Annotated in this window: 17 protein-coding genes, 1 tRNA gene and 1 pseudogene; 12 read left to right on the top strand and 7 right to left on the bottom strand. The window is 69.2% G+C overall.

The annotated features are described in order from the left end of the window. The first annotated feature begins 28 nt into the window (after positions 1-28). Both ACFVYE_RS14685 and ACFVYE_RS14680 read left to right on the top strand, forming a co-directional pair. On the top strand, positions 29-1456 hold the full coding sequence (locus ACFVYE_RS14685; protein ID WP_389605725.1) for a sensor histidine kinase: 1428 nt from the start codon (positions 29-31) through the stop codon (positions 1454-1456). A gap of 34 nt (positions 1457-1490) precedes the next feature. Then, entirely contained in the window at positions 1491-2177 is a 687-nt protein-coding gene (locus ACFVYE_RS14680; protein WP_114244331.1) for a response regulator transcription factor, read from the top strand. 39 nt (positions 2178-2216) lie between these two features. Here the strand turns inward: ACFVYE_RS14680 and ACFVYE_RS14675 are convergent. The 3 genes and pseudogenes from ACFVYE_RS14675 to ACFVYE_RS14665 form a co-directional block, all read right to left on the bottom strand. Beyond that, positions 2217-2861: pseudogene (locus tag ACFVYE_RS14675) on the bottom strand (phosphatase PAP2 family protein); the annotation flags it as partial. 100 nt (positions 2862-2961) lie between these two features. Next, entirely contained in the window at positions 2962-4203 is a 1242-nt protein-coding gene (locus ACFVYE_RS14670) for an MFS transporter (protein WP_383963672.1), read from the bottom strand. Between the two features lie 62 nt (positions 4204-4265). Then, positions 4266-4646, bottom strand: coding sequence for a MerR family transcriptional regulator (locus ACFVYE_RS14665; RefSeq protein WP_383963675.1), 381 nt, complete (start codon positions 4644-4646; stop codon positions 4266-4268). A gap of 99 nt (positions 4647-4745) precedes the next feature. Here ACFVYE_RS14665 and ACFVYE_RS14660 point away from each other — a divergent pair, with 99 nt between their 5' ends. The 3 genes from ACFVYE_RS14660 (at position 4746) to ACFVYE_RS14650 (ending at position 8268) form a co-directional block, all read left to right on the top strand. Continuing rightward, on the top strand, positions 4746-5732 hold the full coding sequence (locus ACFVYE_RS14660) for an alpha/beta hydrolase (RefSeq protein WP_383963678.1): 987 nt from the start codon (positions 4746-4748) through the stop codon (positions 5730-5732). Between the two features lie 695 nt (positions 5733-6427). After that, complete coding sequence (locus ACFVYE_RS14655) at positions 6428-7270, top strand: YhjD/YihY/BrkB family envelope integrity protein (protein ID WP_389605722.1); 843 nt, start codon at positions 6428-6430, stop codon at positions 7268-7270. Between the two features lie 413 nt (positions 7271-7683). Next, positions 7684-8268 carry a flavoprotein gene (locus ACFVYE_RS14650; protein WP_383963684.1) on the top strand — a complete coding sequence of 195 codons (585 nt, stop codon included), beginning with the start codon at positions 7684-7686 and terminating at the stop codon, positions 8266-8268. Positions 8269-8659: 391 nt separating this feature from the next. Here the strand turns inward: ACFVYE_RS14650 and ACFVYE_RS14645 are convergent, their stop codons facing one another. Further along, complete coding sequence (locus tag ACFVYE_RS14645) at positions 8660-9487, bottom strand: hypothetical protein (protein ID WP_383963686.1); 828 nt, start codon at positions 9485-9487, stop codon at positions 8660-8662. Positions 9488-9841: 354 nt separating this feature from the next. Here ACFVYE_RS14645 and ACFVYE_RS14640 point away from each other — a divergent pair, with 354 nt between their 5' ends. The 3 genes from ACFVYE_RS14640 (at position 9842) to ACFVYE_RS14630 (ending at position 14138) form a co-directional block, all read left to right on the top strand. Beyond that, positions 9842-10504 carry a phosphotransferase gene (locus tag ACFVYE_RS14640; protein ID WP_383963689.1) on the top strand — a complete coding sequence of 221 codons (663 nt, stop codon included), beginning with the start codon at positions 9842-9844 and terminating at the stop codon, positions 10502-10504. Between the two features lie 1088 nt (positions 10505-11592). Beyond that, positions 11593-11889 carry a GYD domain-containing protein gene (locus ACFVYE_RS14635; protein ID WP_383963692.1) on the top strand — a complete coding sequence of 99 codons (297 nt, stop codon included), beginning with the start codon at positions 11593-11595 and terminating at the stop codon, positions 11887-11889. A gap of 596 nt (positions 11890-12485) precedes the next feature. Further along, entirely contained in the window at positions 12486-14138 is a 1653-nt protein-coding gene (locus tag ACFVYE_RS14630) for an alpha-keto acid decarboxylase family protein (RefSeq protein ID WP_389605719.1), read from the top strand. A gap of 230 nt (positions 14139-14368) precedes the next feature. On the opposite strand, the gene ACFVYE_RS14625 is transcribed toward ACFVYE_RS14630, so the two are convergent. Together ACFVYE_RS14625 and ACFVYE_RS14620 are read right to left on the bottom strand one after the other, a co-directional pair. Continuing rightward, positions 14369-15286, bottom strand: a complete 918-nt coding sequence (locus tag ACFVYE_RS14625; protein WP_383963698.1) for a DUF6891 domain-containing protein — start codon at positions 15284-15286, stop codon at positions 14369-14371. A gap of 248 nt (positions 15287-15534) precedes the next feature. Beyond that, positions 15535-15609, bottom strand: a tRNA-Val gene (locus tag ACFVYE_RS14620). A gap of 236 nt (positions 15610-15845) precedes the next feature. Between ACFVYE_RS14620 and ACFVYE_RS14615 the strand changes: the two genes are divergently transcribed. The 4 genes from ACFVYE_RS14615 (at position 15846) to ACFVYE_RS14600 (ending at position 19098) form a co-directional block, all read left to right on the top strand. Next, positions 15846-16610: a DUF4097 family beta strand repeat-containing protein gene (locus ACFVYE_RS14615; protein ID WP_383963701.1), complete on the top strand. Its 765-nt coding sequence runs from the start codon at positions 15846-15848 to the stop codon at positions 16608-16610. A gap of 71 nt (positions 16611-16681) precedes the next feature. Continuing rightward, positions 16682-18067, top strand: a complete 1386-nt coding sequence (locus ACFVYE_RS14610; protein WP_383963704.1) for a hypothetical protein — start codon at positions 16682-16684, stop codon at positions 18065-18067. A 127-nt stretch (positions 18068-18194) separates the two neighbouring features. Beyond that, positions 18195-18788, top strand: a complete 594-nt coding sequence (locus tag ACFVYE_RS14605) for a DUF4383 domain-containing protein (protein ID WP_383963706.1) — start codon at positions 18195-18197, stop codon at positions 18786-18788. Positions 18789-18864: 76 nt separating this feature from the next. Continuing rightward, entirely contained in the window at positions 18865-19098 is a 234-nt protein-coding gene (locus tag ACFVYE_RS14600) for a zinc ribbon domain-containing protein (protein ID WP_383963709.1), read from the top strand. 32 nt (positions 19099-19130) lie between these two features. On the opposite strand, the gene ACFVYE_RS14595 is transcribed toward ACFVYE_RS14600, so the two are convergent. Continuing rightward, positions 19131-19790, bottom strand: a complete 660-nt coding sequence (locus tag ACFVYE_RS14595; RefSeq protein ID WP_383963712.1) for an O-methyltransferase — start codon at positions 19788-19790, stop codon at positions 19131-19133. Positions 19791-19814 lie beyond the last annotated feature (24 nt).

The raw sequence follows: 19814 nt of genomic DNA, 5'->3' as shown, positions 1-19814 counted from the left end.
GCCCCCTCGGCTGCGTACCGTCGTACGGGTGTACAGAGCATTGATCAGCGGTGCGGCCCGGCGGGCCCTCGAACCGGGGAGCCTTCTGACCGTTGCCGCGGCGGTCTGTGTCGGGCTGAGCGCCGTCAGTCTGTGGTGGGCCCTGCCCGCGGCCGCGGCGGCCTTCTTCGCCGGCCGGGAGCCGGGAAGGACCGGACCCACGATCCTCGTGCTCGTCGCGGTCGTCGCGGGCGGAGTCGTGGCGGTGGCCCTGGTGCCCTCGTGGCTGCTGATGGCGGGGCGGTTCGTCGCCGTGGTGGTGGTGGCCGCGATGCTGCCCTGGTTCGCCGGGCGTTTCTGGCGCCAGTACCAGGAGCTCGTCCGGGCGGGCTGGGAGCGGGCCGGCCGGCTGGAGCGTGAACAGCAGCTCGTCGCCGAACAGGCGCGTTCCCGGGAGCGGGCCCGGATCGCCCAGGACATGCACGACGTCCTCGGGCACGACCTCAGTCTCATCGCGCTGTCGGCGGGCGCCCTCAAGCTCGCCCCCGGCCTCGACGAGGCTCAGCGGACCGCGGCCGGGGAGATCCGGGCCAGGGCGGCCGCGTCGGTGGAGCGGCTCGGCGAGGTGATCGGCATCCTGCGCGAGGAGGCGGACGAGGAGCCGCCGCGGCCGCCCGGCACCGGCATTCCCCGGCTGGTCGAGGAGGCCGCGACCGCCGGGCTCGCGGTCGGCCTGCGGATCGACGGCGGCGCCGACGGGGTGTCACCACCGGCCGCGCGGGCCGCCCACCGGGTCGTCCAGGAGTCCCTGACCAATGCGGCCAAGCACGCGCCGCACGCACGGGTGAGCGTGGAGGTGACGCACACGGCCGAAGAGACGACGGTCCGGGTACAGAACGGACCCTCGCCCGCACGGAGCGGCCCGGAGGGCGTACCGGGCACAAGACGAGGCCTGATCGGCCTCGACGAACGGGTGCGGCTGGCGGGCGGCACGTTCGAGCACGGTCCGTACGAGGGCGGCTTCGCGGTCACCGCGCGGATACCGCACACCCCGCCCGCTCGCCGACCGGTCGCGGCACCCCGGGCGTCGGCCCCGGCGCTGCCCCCGGAACACCGGCACGCCCGCAGCCGTGCCCGCCGCGCTCTGGCCACCGCGGTCGTGCTGCCGCTGGCGGCATGGGCGCTGCTGAGTGCCGCCCTCATGGGCTGGGACATCCGCTCGGCGCGGCAGTCCGTGCTGGACCCGGGCGACTACGCCCGGCTGCGGGTGGGACAGGATCGGGACACGGTGAAACGGCTGCTGCCCGAGCGCCAGACCACCCAGCGGCCGGTGGTGGCCGGGGAACCGAGGGGAGAAGGCACCACGTGCGAGTACTACGCGATGACGGCGGACCGCTTCGACGACCGGTCCGGGGACACCTACCGGCTCTGCTTCCGGAGCGGCCGGCTGATGACCAAGGAGGCCCTGACCCCATGAGTGCGCCACGCAGGGAAGGGACGGTGAGCGGCCGGTGATCCGGGTGCTGATCGCCGACGACGAGCCGATGATCCGCAAGGGTGTGGGCTCCGTTCTGTCCACCGATCCGGAAATCGACGTCGTCGCCGAGGCCGCCGACGGGCACGACGCCGTGGAGCTGGTCCGCCGCCATCGCCCGGCAGTTGCCGTGCTCGACATCCGGATGCCCGGGATGAACGGCATCGAGGCGGCGGCCGAGATCCGGCGCACCGTGCCCGAGACGGGGGTCGTGATGCTCACGACCTTCGGTGAGGACGACTACATCCTCCAGGCGCTCGGAGGCGGCGCCGCGGGCTTCCTGATCAAGTCGGGCGAGCCCGAGGAGCTCATCGCGGGAGTCCGCGCGGTGGCCGACGGCGCCGCCTATCTGTCACCGAAGGTCGCGGCGCGGGTCGTCGCCCATCTCTCGGCGACGGGCGCGGGCGCCCTGGCCGGCCGCCGCACCGCCGCCCGGGAACGGGTCCGTGCGCTGACCGGCAGGGAACGCGACGTGCTGGCCTTCCTCGGCAGCGGGCTGTCCAACGGACAGATCGCCCGGCGGCTCCATGTGGTGGAAGGGACGGTCAAGGCCCATGTGAGCTCCATCCTGGCCCGGCTGGGTGTGGACAACCGTGCCGCCGCGGCGGTCGTCGCCCATGAGGCCGGGATCGTCGCGCCTGCCGAACCGCCTCCCGAGCGCTGACGCCGCGGTCCGGGCGAGCGACAGGAAGGCGAGCAGCACGGCCGCCGTCACCGAGCCCCCGAGGACCGCACCGGCCAGCACGTCGTGCGGGTAGTGCACCCCCACCAGGACCCGCAGCAGCGCCGCCGCCCCGGCCAGCGGCAGGGTGACGGCGGCGAGGCGCGGCCGCAGCATGGCCAGGCCGACCGCAAGACCTGCGGCCAGGGTGGCGTGGTTGCTCGGGAAGGACCAGTCGCCAGGGGGCGGGCACTCGGCGACGGCCTCCGCACCGCTGTGCAGGACCCGGCAGGGGCGCGCCTCGTCCACCACTTGCTTCACGGCCTCACTGACCGCATAGGCCAGTACGGTGCCGATACCGGTGAGCACGGTACCGGCGGACAGCCGGGTGTCCCCACGCCGTACGGCACCCCACCAGGCCCACACCAACAGCAGCCCGAGAGCCACCAGAGTGCCCTCGGTGGCCGCCTCCAGCAGCGGCCCTGTCCATGAGGGGCCGTCAGCCACCGCCCCCGTCAACGAACGGTACGCGGACGCGGACGCACCGCCCGTCACCTCCACGGCTCCGGCCCTGCCCAACCCGCCCGGGGCAAGCGCCGCGACGACGGCCGCGCCCGCCCCCAGGACGACACAGGCGGCCAACGGCCGTCCGTTCCGGGTCCTGTTTCTTCCGGTTTCTCGCTTCATGGAAAGTGAACCTAGAAGCCGGGAAGGCGGGAAACCCGGGCCGAAGGACAAGGGCCTCCCCCTGACGATCGTCAGGGGTGCCCGTGCCTGCGGGGCGGGTTCAGCGGCCCTGATGCATCCGATCGAGGTCGCGGGCCTGGATGCGGCTGGGGGACGGAAAGCCGTCGCGTCGGGCGAGCACGGCCGTCAGCACGGAGGCCGCCAGCAGGGCGGAGGCCGTCCACGGCAGCGCCCCCGTCCCTGCGCCGTCCAGGACGGCACCGCCGAGCAGGGAGCCGCCGGCCATACCGATGTTCCAGCCGGTGACCCAGAGGGAGTTGGCCGTGTCGGGATCGAGCGGGGCCGCCTTCACCCCCGCGGTCTGCGTCAGCGTCGGAATGCCGCCGTGCGTCACGCCCCAGAACACCGCACCGAGCACTACGGCCACCGTGCTGTGCCCGACCGCTCCGAATGCCGCCAGGCACACGGCGGCCAGTGCCAGCAGGCCGATCGTGGCGGCGCGCAGCCGGCGGTCGGCGGTGGCTCCGGCGATCCAGACGCCGCCCATGGAGCCCAGGCCGAACAGGAACAGCACGGCGCCGGTGCCGACCCCCAGCCCCGCCTGTTCCACGAAGGGGGCGATGTAGGTGTAGAGGACGTAGAAGCCGAGGACCATCAGGAGCGACGCGATGTTGATGGCGAGGATTCCGGGCGTACGGACTGTGCGCAGCAGCCCCGCGCCGCGGCTCGCCGTCTCGCCGGACAGCTGCGGAAGATGCCACAGCGCGGTGGCCGCCAGGACCACGGCCAGCACGGTGAGCAGCCCGAAAGTGGCACGCCAGCCGATGAGTCCGCCGAGCGCGGTGCCGGCCGGGATGCCGAGCGACAGCCCGACTGTCATGCCGGCCAGCGCGGTGGCGATCGCCTTGCCGCTGCGCTGCGGCGCCAGCCTCGCGGCGTAGGCCGGAACCATGGCCCACAGCAAGCCGGCGAACACCCCGGAGACGACCCGCGCGGCAAGTGTGAGGGCGAAGTCGGTGGACATCGCCGTCACCATGTTGGTGGCGGCGAAGCCGAGGAGCAGCGCCAGCAGCAGGGTGCGGCGGGGCAGGATCAGGGTCCAGGCGGTCATCGGGATCGCGGTGAGGGCCGCGGCGAGTGCGTAGACGGTGATCAGCAGCCCTGCACGCGCCTCGCTCACGCCCAGGTCGCCGCTCATCGCGGGCAGCACTCCGGCCGGCAGGGCCTCGGTGAGGATGGTGACGAACGCGGATCCGGCCAGCACCAGCAACCCACCGAGCGGCCAACCCGTGGTGCCGGAGAGGGGATTCACAGAACGCGGAGAGTGAGTGGCAGAGGTCATGCCCGGAGGCTAAAACCCTCACGTCTGCGTGAGGGTCAAACCCGGGCCGCACCGTCCCGGTCTCACACCCCCACGGTCGCGCGGGCAGCCTTCCGGGCGGCCCGCAGATAGGCGTCGACGGCGTCGCGATTGCGGGTCAGGCACCGGATGCGGCTGTCGAGGTGCTCCCGCTCGGCGGCCACCTGGTCGAGCATCTGCGCGCAGGGGACCTGCGGCAGCAGATCCGACGGGCCGTCGAGGTACGGCAGGATGTCGCGGATGATCCGGGTGGGCAGCCCGCACTCGATCAGCCCGCGGATCTGCCGGACCACCTCGTCGGCGCCGTCGCAGAAGTCGCGATAGCCGTTGCTGCTCCGGGCAGGCCGGATCAGCCCCTCCTCCTCGTAATAGCGCAGCGCGCGCACGCTGACGCCGGTCATCCGCGAGAGCTCGCCGATCTTCATGTAACCCACCTCACAACGCCCCGGATTGACCCTCACGTCCACGTGAGGGTTTTACGTTACTGCACCTCAGCCCCACCCTTGGAGAAAAGGCGCACACACATGTCCGACCCGAGCATGACCGACCGCATCGACCCCCAGGTCCGCCAGGGCCTGCAGGGCCTGCACGCACTGACCGGCCCCGGCGGTCTGATCAACTTCGACATCCCGCGCCAGCGCGAGCTGTACGAGGAGATGAACCGGGCAGCCCTCGCAGCACTGCCGCCCAATGACCGAGTGCGGTACGAAGACCTCACCGTGCCCGGCCCGGCCGGCGGCCCGGAGGTGAACGTACGGATCTACCGCCCCACGGACAGCACGGACACCGCGCCCCTTCCGGGCATCCTGTACATCCATGGCGGCGGCATGATCACCGGCAGCATCCGGACCGATCACCGGCAGGTCCTGCCCCTCGTCGAAGCGGTCAACGCGGTCGTCGTCTCCGTCGAATACCGCCTGGCGCCCGAACACCCCGACCCCGCCCCCGTCGAGGACTGCTACGCCGCACTGCTGTGGATGTCCCGCAACGCCACCGCACTCGGCATCGACCCCGGCAGGCTGGCCCTCTACGGCGGCAGCGCGGGCGGCGGCCTGGCCGCTGGCGTCGCCCTGCTCGCCCGCGACCGCGGCGGCCCTCGCCCGGCCTTCCAGATGCTGCCCTACCCGATGCTCGACGACCGCAACACGACACCGTCCAGCCACGCGATCACCGACATCGGCATCTGGGACCGCGCCGCCAACATCCAGGGCTGGCAGTCCCTCCTGGGCCACAGGCTCGGCGCCGACCACGTCAGCCCCTATGCCGCACCCGCCCGCGCCGAGGACCTCAGCGGACTGCCGCCCACATACCTGGACGTCGGCGACCTCGACCTCTTCCGCGACGAAGACATCGCCTACGCCAACCGGCTCATGCAGGCAGGCGTCCCCGTCGAACTCCACGTCTATCCCGGCGGCATCCACGCCGGCGAACTACTCGCCCCCGACGCCGAACTCAGCACCCGTATCACCAATTACCGTATGACCGCACTCAATCGAGCCCTGAACCCCTAGCCCGCAGCGGGCGGACACCTGTAACACAGCCAATATCGGCTGCACCCCGGCGGCACCGGCCTTCGAGCCTGCGGTGGACGACTCGCCCGCCCGCGCGGAAGCGCCCGTACCGGTCCCTCCACGCCGAGTCCGGCCGCCTCCGGCCTCCCGGCGGAGCGTCGGCGCTCATGAACCGCACCCCCTTCTGCCTTCAGGCGGGAGGGGGCGCTTTCGTGCATCCAGGGTCAGCCGAGTGCGTCGATGGCGCTCACCACCAGCGCTCGCATCTCGGCACCGCACACAGGCAGTCCGGGGTGTCGTCTGGGCCAAGCACCTGGAAGACGTCCAGGATCGAGTGGGTGCCGACCTCCTGCACCGGTCCGTCCTGCCAGAGTTCCTCCAGTGTCCGGGGCCCGGCTCCCCCTCCTCTGCAGGGCGCCGGTCAGCACCGTCGACCCAGTAGTACTCCCCTGCGTCGAACACCTCGCATCTCGGCGGCAAGCGAGGCACTGGGATGCCGTGCGGCCGGCGTGCTGCTTCTCGTGTCGCCCTTCATCGGTCAGGCGACCGACCGTTAGGCTCACGTCGCCACAAAGGTACCGATCTTCACGGAGGGCAGGACGACGAGGATCAATCGAGAGCGCCTCGTCAGAACACTGACGTTCTGGCTGCGGCCTGCCTTCGCGTTGCGGGTCATCAACCGGTTTCAGAAGATCGTGGGTTTCGACCGCTCGATGGCCCTGGCATCCAGCGCCTTGACGGCATTGGTCCCGCTCTCCATCCTCGTTGGCGCTGTCTTGAGCAACTTCGTGCACTATGACGCCGCAGAGCGGATCATCAGGCGCTACAACCTCACCGGAGTAGGCGCCACGGCAGTCAGCTCGCTGTTCTCTCCCACCGAAGCGACCAGCGCAGGCGTGGGCATCTTCGGGGTCGTGTTTCTGACAATCTCGGTGCTGAGTTTCGCGCGAGCCGCACAGCGACTCTTCGAACAGGCATGGGAACTCAAGCCCCTCAGTGTGCGCAACACGCGCAACGGTTTGTGGTGGACCCTCACTCTCGGTGGCTACGTAGTGGTCACCACGTTGCTCTCCGCGCTCCATGGCGAGGGCCTGCTGGGTCTGGCCGCCTCGATGTGTGGGGTACTGGTGACCGCTGCATTCCTCGTCTGGAGCGGCCGGATCCTGTCGGCGAAGCGGATCAGGTGGCAGGACCTGCTTCCCTTCGGCATCACCGGCGCCATCCTGACGGCGGCCTATTCAGTGGGCGCAACCATCTACATGCCGCGTCTCTTCAACTCCTCCGCAGCACGCTACGGGGTGGTCGGTGCTGTCTTCGCGATGATCTCCGCCCTCTTCGCAGTCATGCTCGTCCTGGTTGCATCGGCGGCACTGGGACGAGAAGTACGGGACGAGCTCAGCCGGATCCGTCACGGCCACCGCCCTTCCGACCATGAGGTCCGCCGGCAGTGGGACAGCGTGGTCGAGCAGGCTCGGTCACGGTGGCGCACGGCACGGGAACAGGTCTCTCATCGTCGGATCAAGAACTCGGACCATTGACAGGCACGGCCGGCCACCTGAGGTTCCCCCGAGACGCGACGGGAGGAGACAGCAAGCCGGATGGGACTCATGGGAGGACCTTTGACCATGGCTGCCCGAGAAAATACCGGGCACGTACCGGGCACACCTCGGTGCCGGGTAGGCGTGGGCTCTACAGCGTTTCGTCTCGGGCCAGGATCACACCGCCCGAGCCCTCTTCGAGATCGATACCGCCCTCAAGATGCTCGTGGTACCCGTCCCCGAGTTCCGGACCAGTTGGCCCCATGAGTCGCTCAGTCAGGTCCCGCAACCCTGCGGCGCCTGGCCACATGGGCTGTAGGGATCAGCCACGGTTGCTGGTGGTCGGTGTGGTTGCTGTACTTCTCTGCTGTACTGCTGGCCCTGGGGGCGGACCGATACAGGGCGGTGGAACGGTGAGCGTAGGCAGTCGCGGAGTGCTGGCAGTCGTGGGTACGGCAGCCGATGGAGTCGAGACGCTGCGCACCGGACTGGTCGAGCCGGCCATGGCCCTCGGCTGGCAGGTAGCAGTGACCCTGACGCCGAGTGCCGGCCGATGGCTGAGGGCCAACGGCGAGCTGGACCGACTGGAGGCACTGACCGGCCTGCAGGTGCGGGATACGCCCCGTCTGCCGACCGAGCCTCGCCCACACCCTGTCCCCGACTGCTACGTCGTGGCCCCGGCAAGTGCGAACTACGTCGCCAAGCTCGCAATGGGCGTCGCCGACAACCAGGCCCTGACACAGGTGAGTGAGGCGCTCGGCACGATCGGCGTCCCCGTCGTGGTGTTCCCCCGGGTCAACGCAGCTCACGCAAGGCATCCGGCATGGCAAGGGCACGTAGAGGCACTGCGGAAGGCGGACGTGGGCCTTGTCTACGGCCCTGACGTCTGGCCACTGTACGAACCCCGCGAGGGCCCAGAAGTTCGAGAACTGCCCTGGCCCACCATCATGGAGTTCATCCAGAAGGTGGCGACCGATGCTTCTCGCCGGTCAGTCTGAGCCCGCTCCGGGCCCGTTCCTGCTGGTCTGGGGGTGGTGATGATCGTGGCAGGGGGAACCCTTGCAACGAAGTCACAACATCGATCAACGCTGTGACCTGCTGCTGAGCTGTCGGCAGTTGCCGGCATCGGTCATCGTCGAGTGCCCTTTCACAGCCCCGGGACGGCCCCGGGCCGGCGCCCCTTGGATGCGATGACACGGTGCAGCCATTCACCACCGCCTCGGTGAACCGGTCCGCCTCGGCTGCCCGGCAGCAAAGCGGGCGGCAGGGGCTGATCGGCGGGCGGCTCGGCAGGCCGGGGAACGGCGACCGGCGCTCGCACGGGCCTCATGACCACCACGATGGAGCAGCACCATGGCAGGATCGACGGGGCGGGTGCCCCGCTGCGTCCTATCGCGAACTCGCTCGCGAGTCCTGTTGCCGCCTCGGCCGCCGCACCCTCGCCGAGGACGCCGCCGCGCGCCGCCGCTGCTGACGCAGAAGACACACCATCACCGCGCACACCACGACCGGCACGGTCATGAGCACGGTCCACCACGGGATGCCGAGCCACATCGACGCGACCCCCACGCCTATGCCGACGCAGATGTTGGTGAAGGCCAGCCATCTGCCGTACGGCTCCCAGACGAAGGGCCCGTAGGTGGTCGGCCTGGCCAGGCGGACCGCGCCGAACACGAGCGACTGGGCCGCGAGGAGTGCGACGAGGACGCCTAGGGCGGCGTTCCCCTGCTTCTCGTCGCGGGGTACATCGGAGGTGTTCTGGTGGACGCCGTCCTTGCTGACGACGACGATGTCGCGGCGCCAGCCGGTCGCGGTGACCTCGTCGCCCCGATGCAGCTTGTCGAAGAGCGGCCCGGAGTCGCTGAACGGCACGACCCTCTGCCAGGAGTCGTCGCCCTTGTCCTTGAGGGTCGCCTCGTAGACCCTGACCTTTCCTGTGAACGTGGACTCAGTCTTCGTGACGGTGAAGTGCCAGGTGGCGAGGCAGTCCTTCGCAGCCACCTCCTGCGGGGTCGCCTGCTCGGAGCATGGCTCGGCTGCCCGGTAGTGCTCGTAGCGCTCCTGTTGGCCTGTCATCCACACCGTGAACGCCAGGTAGCTCAGCACCGCCCACACCAGAGACAGCACGATCAGCGCCACGCCCATGAGCCGCGCCCGGCCCGGCGACTTCCGGTCAGGACTCTTCTTGCCCGCCGTGGCCCACGCCCGCTCTGCCATCGCCGGTCCCCCTCCACCGATTCTTCATGGGCTGAGCAGGTATACCGCTGGGCCGGATGGCAGTCGGTGCGAGGGGCACGCGTTTTACCTGATGATGAGACGCAGCACCGCGTCGAGGACGGCCAGGCCGCCCACCTCGCAATTACCGGTAACCGTCATGTCGTCCTGCGGAACGCCGTACGCGGATGCCTGATGAGCTGCGGGATTCCTGACCTGCGAGGGAAGTGCTGCGTCGCCCCGGTTCCCCGCTCGACTCCGACCGGTTGGGTGCGCAAGGGGCACGGGAGCCAGTGCCGTAACAGGCAACGTTCGCCCTGTTGGCAGGCGATGGGTCGCCAAGTCAGAATGCCCGGCATGGAGTTGATCGCACGGGGGCGGGACGCCGATGTGTTTGCCCTGGATGAGTCCAGGGTGCTGCGACGGTATCGGCACGAGGGGCGGCCAACCGATCTGGAATCGCGCTTGATGACTCACCTGACTGCGTGCGGTTATCCGGTGCCGAAGGTGTACGAGGTCACCGATTCCGACATGGTTCTTGAGCGGCTGACCGGACCGACGATGCTGGAGGCGTTGGCCCAGCGCCCGTGGCGGGTGCGTGACCTCGGTCGGATGCTGGGCGGCCTCCACGATCGACTCCATGGGCTGCCGGCACCGGCATGGCTGCCCAAGCGGTTCGGCACTGCAGGTGATGACCGGGTGCTGCACTTGGACTTGCATCCGGGCAACGTCATTCTGACCAGGCGCGGCCCCATGGTGATCGACTGGAGCAATGCGGGCGCCGGTGATCCCGCTGCCGATGTGGCGATGACCATGGTGACCGTCGGCAGCGCCGATGTCCCCGGGCTCGCCGCACGTCTGGGACGGGGCCTGCTTTTGCGAGCCATCCAGGGCGGCTGCGGAACTGATCCCACCCCGCGGGTTCAGGAGGCGGTCAACGCCAAGCTGGCCGACCCGAATCTCACAACCACAGAGGCAGCGTGGTTGCGGAACCGTGTCGCTGTCTCTGCCGGTCCCTGATGCGGCACCAGTCAGTGATCCGGTAGTGGCGGGCCGTCTCGCCGGTGGCCTCTCCGAGCTGCTGCGCCATCTCCGCAACGACAAGTCGGCTGCTTCTGCCGACGCTGCTCCCTCGACGAACACGTACCAGGTGCCTGCGAGTTCCCATGAGGCAGAGACCGTGGCGGTGCCTGTGCGGAAGGAACGATCGCCGTCCTCCTCGGCAGGCTCACAGCTGAGTGATCGGGGCCCGCGCTACGGCAGCGAAGTCGCTCTGCCGTAGCGCGGGCCAGTCGTCCGCGCGAGCGGTGCTGATCATGTACTCGGCCACATAGGGATCACGCCAGGCGCTACGAGGTCGGTGGAGTGCCAATGCGTGAGTCGATCCCTGAGCGATCTTCAAAACCGTCGTGGCGGCGACGTCACCCTGGGTTCGGATCCCACACCCACGCAGGTGAGTGAACGACCCCTGACCAGGTAAATCGGTCGGGGGACGCTCCTATGCGCGCTGTCCTTGAGTGTCCGGCGTTCCCCGCAGATACCCCGCCCGATCGGGCACGAGTGGGGCACGGCTGCAATGGTGCTGGACTAACGGTCGCGGCTACGCCGGCGGCGCACTCGCGACACAGTCCAGATCCCGACCCCGATGACTGGGAACACGATCAACGACATCCTCACAATGGCGACGATCCCCACGAAGAGGAACGCGAACAGCAACTCCCAAATCGAGGGATCCGGTTCCATTCCCTGCTTTCTTGATGTAGTTGCGTGACGTTGTTCTGGCGACGACGCATGTGCCGAACCTGCCGGTTCCTCAACGTGCCGGCATCATGCACCTCGGCACCCACCACTCTCCTCGGCTCCCATCCCGTCCGCCTTCGGCCCACACGCCGTGGAGCGGGCGTGGTTCAGGGCGTCAAGTGGAGCGCGCCACTGTACGAACGACCTCGACGCCCTGCGCCGCGCCTGCTCGGCTCTGCCCGGGTCGAAGGCAGGCGGGATGGGAGCCTCCCCGCATCAGCCACGTTCGGATGCGTATCTCGTGCAGGTTCCAGCCCAGATGCCCAGGCTTGGCCTCACGATGTGTCTCCTCGTGAAGGTGAAAGAACATGCCTACGTACATCACCTTGCTGAGTTGGACCGATCAAGGGGTCCAAAACTACAAGGACACCGCAAAGCGCGCCGAGGCCTTCGGGTCAGCGGTGCAGAAGCTCGGGGCAAAGCTCCTGAGCATCTACTGGACCGTCGGTCCGTACGACCTCGTGGCCATCGTCGAGGCGCCCGACGACGAAACTGCCACGGCAGCACTCCTGCAGCTCGGCGGGGTGGGCAACGTCCGTTCCACGACTCTGCGGGCCTTCGGCCCAGAGGAGATGGAACGCATCATCGCCAAGGCGGCCGGCTGACGACCCACACGCCGTTATGAACCGTGGTTGACCGTGGCTGACCGCCCGATGTGGCACGGCTGTGGCACGCACCGGCACCCCGGCAGGCGCCATACCGACGCAACCAGTCATGTCACCGCACGGCGAGTTCCTCATGTCCTGGTTGGCGGAGGAGAACCGGACGTCAGATCCCTGGATCGATCCATTTGCGCAGCTCGGAGGTCGGATCGCTCCGGTTGCGTGCCATACAGGATGCGGACAGCATGTTGCGGGAGCGGAACACCCGCTTTGTTCCATTTGCAGCACAACGGCGACTACTCTCCGTGACGCACCATACGCCGACAGGGGCCGACCAGCGCCCGTGAGCGCGGCCATCCCAGCCCAGGGGGTTCCGAGGTTCGCCCAGGTCAATGGGAGAGGCGAGGCACGACGGCAGAGGAAAGCCCGCGGAGCGCTTCGGAAGGTTCGTCCGCACGAACTCTTCGCCCAGCTCCACGAAGGTGTCCTCGCGTAGCCCGCACCCACCGATCACTCGCAGAGGGAGGGGTGGGCACCGACTCCGCCGGGCGGTCAGCGCCCTGGAGCGGTGGTGCCGCCACAAGGAAAGGAACTTCCTCATGTCCACCACCGTGATCCAGCACGTCCTGAATCGGCTGCGGGACATCGGCGTGCGTCACGTCTTCGGCGTCCCCGGCGACTACGCCTTCCCCGTCGACGATGCCATCGCCGAGCACCCGGAGCTCCAGTGGATCGGCAGCTGCAACGAGCTCAACGCCGCCTACAGCGCCGACGGCTACGCCCGCGCGCACGGCATCGGCGCCGTGTGCACCACCTACGGGGTCGGAGAACTCAGCGCCATCAACGGCATCGCCGGCGCGTACACCGAGCACCTCCCGGTGTTCCACCTGGTCGGCATGCCCAAGATGCCCGTCCAGGCCCACCACTCACTCGTCCACCACACCCTGGGCAACGGCGAGTTCGACCTGTTCCAGAAGCTGTCCGGGGCGGTGGTCTGCGCGAGCGCCATCATGACGCCACAGAACGTCGCAGCCGAGACCGAGCGCCTCATCGCGGCGGCGCTCTATCACCGCCGCCCGGTCTACATGGCCTTCCCCGCCGACCTCGCGGAGATGCCGGTGGTCGGCAAGGCCCAGCCGATCCCCGCGCCGGCCAGCGACCCCGCGCAGGTGGAGGCAGCCGTTCAGGCAATCGCCGACATGCTCGGTCGGGCCGACAGCGCCTGCGTCCTACCCGGCATCCTCACCGCCCGCTCGGGCCTCGGCCCGGACCTCCAGCAATTCCTCGACGCCACCGGCCTGCCCTTCGCCACGATGATGGCCGACAAGGGCGTCCTGGAGGAGGACCAGCCCGCGTACGCCGGCATGTACGACGGCAAGCTCATGAACGAGAGCGTCCGCCGCTTCGTCGAGGACGGCGACGTCGTCGTCCTGGTCGGCGCGCTGATGCACGACTTCAACACCGGGGCGTTCACCGCCAACCTCGACCCCGGCCGCACGATCGATATCCGCCACCACCACGTCAGTGTCGACGGCATGACATACCAGAGCGTGGAGATGAAGGACCTCCTCGGCGCCCTCGCCCAGAAGCTCCCCCGCAAGCAGTGGCCGCACCCGTCGGCCGAAGTGACCCGTATGTCCCCGGCAGGCGGCAGCGGCGACGACTCCATCACCGCCGAGAACCTCTACCCCCGCTGGGAGAACTTCCTCAAGCCCAACGACATCCTGGTCGCGGAGACCGGAACCGTGTCCATGGGCATGGCCTTCGCCCGGCTGCCCCGCGGCGCCACCTTCCAGAACCAGTCCCTGTGGGGATCGATCGGATGGGCCACCCCCGCCGCGGTCGGCGCGGCCATCGGCGCCGGGGACGGCGAGCGCGTCGTGCTGGTCACCGGTGAGGGGTCCCACCAGCTCACCGCTCAGGAGATCAGCCAGTTCGGACGGTACGGCCTGCGCCCGGTGGTGTTCGTCCTGAACAACCACGGCTATCTGATCGAGCGCCTGCTCTGCAAGCACCCGGACATCGCCTACAACGATCTGGCCAACTGGCGATACTCCGAACTACCGAAGGCCCTGGGCTGTGAAGACTGGTTCACCGCCCGTGTGTCGACCCTCGCCGAACTCGACCAGGCCCTGGAGACAGCGGCGAAGGGCAGCACCGGCTGCTACATCGAGGTCATGACCGACACGTACGCGGCACCGCCCCTGGCCAACCAGCTCCACGAGAACATCGAAACGCTCTACTCCGCATAAAACCGAGCCCGCCCGCACGCGGACACGACACTCCATGGAGCCCCCGCCGGCAATCTCTCGATTCCGCGAGGCTCAGCGGCTGCCGCTGCACAGCTCCCGACGCCTTGTGATCGGCCATCGTGGGCCTACGCCGGTAGCAGCCCCTCGATGCGAACTACTGGCACGACGTTCGCTGAGGTCTGTTGCGTGGCCACGTGGGCTGTACTGATCAGTGAGCTGAACGTCGGTCCTTAGCCAACCAGGCGGCGGCGCCAGTCCAGGGGAGTGACGGTGATGGCCCGGCCAGGGTCCTGGTCCCACTCGGCGTTGAGGCCGGATGCTTCGAGGGCGGCCAGGACCTCGTGGCCGACGACTGCGGTGGTCTCGGACGAGCCGTCGAAGCCACCGTAGAGAAGCATCAGTCCGTGGCCTGCTGCTGCGGAGTCCGTGCACTGGGTGTGGAAGTAGACGAAGCCGCGGGCGTCAGGCTCGCCTTCGCTGCCGATCTCGGACTCGCCGCAGCTGCGGCAGCAGGCGAAGTTCTCGCGGGCAGTGATACCGGCCTCCTGGAGGGCGGTGAACGCGCGGGTGAGCCGCTCAGGGTCGGTCTCGCCCTGCCATGTGGCCTGCTCCGCTACGCGCTCCAGCCACAGCCGGTCGGCCAGCGCTCCCGCCTGCTCGCGCGACACGGGCCGGCGGTCCTCGGTGACCAGGTACTCCTCAGCAAGCTCGGCCAGTTCGGCGCGGGAGGCGTAGCCGCCAATCAGCACCTCGCGTACGCGCTTCTCCAACTCCTCGCGCTCGTCCTCGTCGAGGTCGAGCGACGGCACCTCGCGGGTGGGGCCCATGTCCAACAGAGACCAAGTCAGACCAGCGTCCCAACCGTCCTCCTGGCGAGCCCAGCCGGTAAGCGCCGCGATCACGACCTCGGGCCTGTCGGTCATCGCCTGGAAGTGCCGGTCGGCGGCACCGTCGCGGTGCTCCAGTGTGTAGTCACCACCGGCCTTGTGCCAGACCTGGGCGAAGACGTCCGGCAGGTCGGGTATCCGCTGGGCCACCACGAAGCGGTCACCGTCACCGCCCAAACGCCGGACCAGCCCGGCCAGCTCCCCGCCGGACACACGGACGTGCCGCTCCCAGTTCTCCGTCTTCACCACGATCTCGAGCATGCGCAGACTCTGACACACCCGTCTGACAGCAGCCCTCATGGGATTCGCTACGCAACTGCACTGCGGCAGCTGCTCGGCCGGCTGGGTCGAAGTCGGTCGGCCCGGGAGCCCGCAATGCTCGCCACGAATCCGCCGTCACTCGCCAACGGCGCCCCGACCATCCCGGAGTCTGAGGCCGTCGTTGCGAAGATCAAGGCCCAGGCCCCCGATCCGATGCCGGCGACCTGGGCCTTTGTCGTGCTTCCTGCTGGTGGGCGCGGACGGTTTCGAACCGCCGACATCTGCTTTGTAAGAGCAGCGCTCTACCCCTGAGCTACGCACCCGTGGATGAGGCAACAGCGTACATGGACTACGGCCCACGGTCACAAACGGTTGCCCGGACGGCAGTGAACGAGGCGGCAGGGACCATGGCGCAGCCGGGGCAGCCTCGGCTGCGTCCGGGGGATATCCCCACCCCTCATACGGTAGCCGTCTGGATTCTGCCGGGTGGGCCGGTGTACGTACGGTGAGGCGCACACCGTCGGGACCGCCCGCCGTACGACCTGGGGGAAAGATCATCGTGGCACTCCGTACCCGCACTCTCATCGCGTCCGGTGGGGCCCTACTGCTCGGTCTTGCCCTCACCGGCTGCGGCAGTACGGATCCGGGCGACGCGCCCGCCGAGCACAAGTCCTTCGCGCTCAGTGGAAAGACGCTGACCATCTACTCCGGTCACACGTCTTTGGAGCTCGTGCCGGCCGATGTACGGAAGGTCGAGGTGACCCGTCATGTCGACGGGTGGGTGGTTCTCGGGAACGGGCCCGATCCCGAGTGGAAGATGCAGGACGACACGCTCACACTCCAGGTGAAGTGCAGGGCGGTGATCAGCGACTGTGCCTCGCAGCACCAGGTCAAGGTGCCGCGCGGGGTGGCGGTGGTCGTCAAGGGGGACAACGGGAAGGTCGTCGCGTCCGGCTTCGACACTCCCCTCACGCTCCACGCCGACAACGGGCAGGTGACCGTCCGGGACTCCAGCGGGCCGCTCAAACTGGGGAGCGACAACGGTGGCATCGTCACCGAAGGGATCTCTGCCAAGTCCGTATCGGCTCGGTCCGACAACGGCAGGATCCGGCTGGGGTTCGTCTCCGTGCCCGATCTCGTGGACACCGAGAGCGACAACGGAGGGATCACCATCGATCTGCCGGGCGGCTCCGTGAGGTATGCGGTGGACGTCGTCGCCCACAACGGACGTGTCTCGGTGGACGCGCCGCGCAGCGACGACAGCAGCCATGTGGTGAAGGCCCGGAGCGACAACGGCCAAGTCACGGTCCGAAGCGTGAACTAACCGGCCCGTGTGTTCGTCCTTACCTGGTGGGAGAATGTACCGGGCAGGGCGAAACGGCACGGGAGAGGGATGTGACGGCGACACACGCGCGGCCGCAGGCGAGAGCGGGTGAGAGTTCCGCCGTCAGGTATGTCAGGGGTATCGGGGACGTCCTCGTGCTGATGCTGCTGCCGGTGCCGCTGCTCGCCGCCGCGTTGCCGGCCGCGTTCGCCGGTGGCGGTACGAGGCGCTGGTTCGGCGGGCGCGGGGAGAGTCAGCGCGCCGACGCGCAGGCCGCGAAGGACGCAGCCGCTGCCGCCTTCTACGAGCTGGACACAGCCCAGCGCGATCTGCGGATCTCGATCGAGACGATCACCGCGGTGGACAGTTCGCCCGGTGCGCGCAAGGCCGTGGATGACTTCGCTGCTCTCGGGCGGCGGATCGACGAGGCCAGTCATACGTACATCACCGCGGTCGACGCACACGACCTGGACCGGGACGATCTGGAGCCGGCCGTCGCGGCCCGTGCCAGGACCGAGCTGACCACGGCCAAGGACGAGCTGGTGCGGGTCAAGGGCGAGCTGGACCGGTTCGCACAGGGCCTCGGGCCGCTGCTGGGCAGCGCGGAGACGCAGCTCGCCCGGCTCGCGCCCGCCGTGGAGCGGGCCCGGCAGGCGCTCCTCGGTGCGAGCAATGCTCTCGATGCGGTGCGGGCGTCCGGACTGCGGGCGGACGATCTCGCCGCGCGGCTGGCGGCCCTCGCTCCCGAGCTGACCAAGCTCAACCAGGGCGCCGGCCGGCACGGCGTTCCGGAGACCCTGCAGCGTGCCGATCGGGTGCTGCGCGATGCCGAGGCGGTACGGGCAGAGGCCGCCCAGTTGCCCGAACGGGCCGCCGAGATCGACCACCGGCTGGTGTCGCTGCGTACCCGCGCCCAGGCGTTGACGACCCGAGCGGGCTCCGTGGAGCCGGTGCTGAGCGAGCTGCGGCGGCGGTTCTCCGCGGCGTGCTGGCAGGACCTCCAGCCGGTCCCGGAGCAGGCGGCAACCAATGTGCGGCAGGCCGAGGAGAAGCTGAAGGAAGCCGCCAAGGCGCGGGACGAGCAGCGGTGGGCCGATGCGACCTCCCGGCTGAGCACGGTGCGCGCCCTGCTGAACGCCACGGACGAGGCGGTGTCCGCGGCCGGCGACCGGCTGCACCGGCTGAACGAAGTGGCCAAGGACCCGCAGCAGGAGATCCAGCGAACCCGGTTCGCGATCCGGGACGCCCAGCGCCTGGCCATGGCCGGGCGCAACACGCCCGATCCGCGACATGCCCGTCCGCTGGACGATGCCGTGGCCCGGCTGGAGCGCGCCGTCGCCGGTCTGGAGGGGCGCCACCCCGACTACTGGCACTTTCTGACCGAGACCGAAACGGTACGGCAGACGGCTGCCCGGGTGGTCTCCGAGATCCGTGAGGAGCGCGGGGCCGGCGGGTGAGGTGCGGGAGCGGCGGCAGCCCTCTTGATACGCCGGGTTCCGATACGCCGGGTTCGGGTCCTTCGGCCCTGATGTGCGGCAGCATCCCCGTGGGCGGATCCTGGTAGTACGCGCGAAGGAGGCCGAAATGGCCACCCATGTACTGCACGCCACCGGACGACAGAACCCGCGGCGCCCCCGTAAGGCCACCCAGCTCGACAAGCACCTTCCGATCGATCACCGGCTGAACAGCGTCTACCGGGTCGGGGCGGGACTGATGGGGCTGGTGCTTCTCGCCTTCGGAATCCTGGGGCTGGTCAACAAGATCGGCTTCTTCAGCACCGGTGGTGCCACCGTCGCCGGCCTCAACACGAACGGTGCCCTCAGCGTCCTGTCCATCTGCGTCGGGCTGCTGCTGTTCATCGGGATGGTGATCGGCGGCAACTTCGCCTCGACGCTCAACATGATTCTGGGCATCGCCTTCATCCTCAGCGGATTCGTCAATCTCGCGCTGCTCGAAACCGACTACAACTTCCTCGCCTTCCGCCTCCAGAATGTGCTGTTCAGCTTTGTGGTCGGCCTGATGCTGATGGTGTTCGGGATGTACGGGCGGGTCAGCGGCGGCCTTCCGCACGACAACCCCTACTGGCGGGCCCGCCATCCCGAGGAGGCCGAGCGGGAAATACGGATGGGCCGGAAGGCAACGACGCCGACGCCGATGCCGGTTGTCCGCCGCCCGTAACGCGTACTGCGTCTGCGTACCACCGGTCGGCCGCCGTGTCTGTCCGCCCCGGCCCGGCGCCGGATAGCCTGGGGCCATGCCTCGTTACGAGTACCGCTGCCGCTCCTGCGGAGACACGTTCGAACTCAGCCGCCCGATGGCTCAGTCCTCGGACCCGGCCTCCTGCCCCGCCGGGCACGCCGACACCGTGAAGCTTCTCTCCACCGTGGCCGTGGGCGGCTCGTCGGCCAAGTCCGCGCCCGCCGCCCCGTCGGCCGGCGGCGGGGGCGGGGGCGGGGGCGGCTGCTGTGGCGGGGGTTGCTGCGGCTGAGAGCGGGCAACCGGAGTCGGGGCCTGCGACTCCTACCGCTTGCGGGAGAGCGTCAGCCCGTCCGACACGGTGAGCAGCACGCTGTCCATCCGCGGATCGGCGGCCACATGGTCGTTGAATTCCTTGATCGCCGCCGCTCCGCCGGTCGCCTGCGGGTCGGTCACCCCGCCGTGGAAGAGCACGTTGTCCGTGACGACGAGACCGCCCTGCCGCATCCTGGGCACCAGTTCCTCCCAGTACGGGATGTAGTTGCCCTTGTCCGCGTCCAGGTAGGCGAGGTCGATGTGCGGCTCGGCCGGCATCGCCCGCAGTGTGTCGAGCGCGGGGGCGATACGGAGTTCGATCCGGTCGGCGACGCCCGCCTTCTCCCACGCCTCCCGGCCGTAGGCGGTCCACTCCTCCGAGACATCACAGGCGATCAGCCGTCCGTCCGCGGGCAGCGCCTGTGCCATCGACAGGGCGGAGAAGCCGGTGAACGTCCCGACCTCCACGATGTGCCGGGCCCCGGTCAGCCGGACGAGGAAGGCGAGCAGCGGTCCCTGTTCCTCGGCGGACTGCATGCCGGCCTGGTCGGGGAGGCGTGCGTACGTGGTCTCGACGAGCTCGCGCTGCACCGCGTCGAGCGGTGGGTTGTGCGCCAGCATGTATGCGTACAGCTCGTCCGTGATCTTGGTTTCGTTACCCTTGGCCATCGCATGCTCCTCGTTGGTCCCACC

Origin of the sequence: Streptomyces sp. NPDC058239 (assembly GCF_042882185.1) — a bacterium.
Taxonomy (GTDB): domain Bacteria; phylum Actinomycetota; class Actinomycetes; order Streptomycetales; family Streptomycetaceae; genus Streptomyces.
The sequence above is the reverse complement of the archived record's forward strand: the minus strand, read 5'-3'. Positions and strand labels throughout refer to the sequence as shown.

Coding starts and splice junctions, on each gene's coding strand:
- ACFVYE_RS14625 (WP_383963698.1), bottom strand. CDS start 15,286: ATGCTCGAGATCGTGGTGAAGACGGAGAACTGGGAGCGGCACGTCCGT.
- ACFVYE_RS14600 (WP_383963709.1), top strand. CDS start 18,865: ATGCCTCGTTACGAGTACCGCTGCCGCTCCTGCGGAGACACGTTCGAA.
- ACFVYE_RS14645 (WP_383963686.1), bottom strand. CDS start 9,487: ATGGCAGAGCGGGCGTGGGCCACGGCGGGCAAGAAGAGTCCTGACCGG.
- ACFVYE_RS14595 (WP_383963712.1), bottom strand. CDS start 19,790: ATGGCCAAGGGTAACGAAACCAAGATCACGGACGAGCTGTACGCATAC.
- ACFVYE_RS14665 (WP_383963675.1), bottom strand. CDS start 4,646: ATGAAGATCGGCGAGCTCTCGCGGATGACCGGCGTCAGCGTGCGCGCG.
- ACFVYE_RS14670 (WP_383963672.1), bottom strand. CDS start 4,203: ATGACCTCTGCCACTCACTCTCCGCGTTCTGTGAATCCCCTCTCCGGC.
- ACFVYE_RS14605 (WP_383963706.1), top strand. CDS start 18,195: ATGGCCACCCATGTACTGCACGCCACCGGACGACAGAACCCGCGGCGC.
- ACFVYE_RS14640 (WP_383963689.1), top strand. CDS start 9,842: ATGGAGTTGATCGCACGGGGGCGGGACGCCGATGTGTTTGCCCTGGAT.
- ACFVYE_RS14635 (WP_383963692.1), top strand. CDS start 11,593: ATGCCTACGTACATCACCTTGCTGAGTTGGACCGATCAAGGGGTCCAA.
- ACFVYE_RS14660 (WP_383963678.1), top strand. CDS start 4,746: ATGTCCGACCCGAGCATGACCGACCGCATCGACCCCCAGGTCCGCCAG.
- ACFVYE_RS14630 (WP_389605719.1), top strand. CDS start 12,486: ATGTCCACCACCGTGATCCAGCACGTCCTGAATCGGCTGCGGGACATC.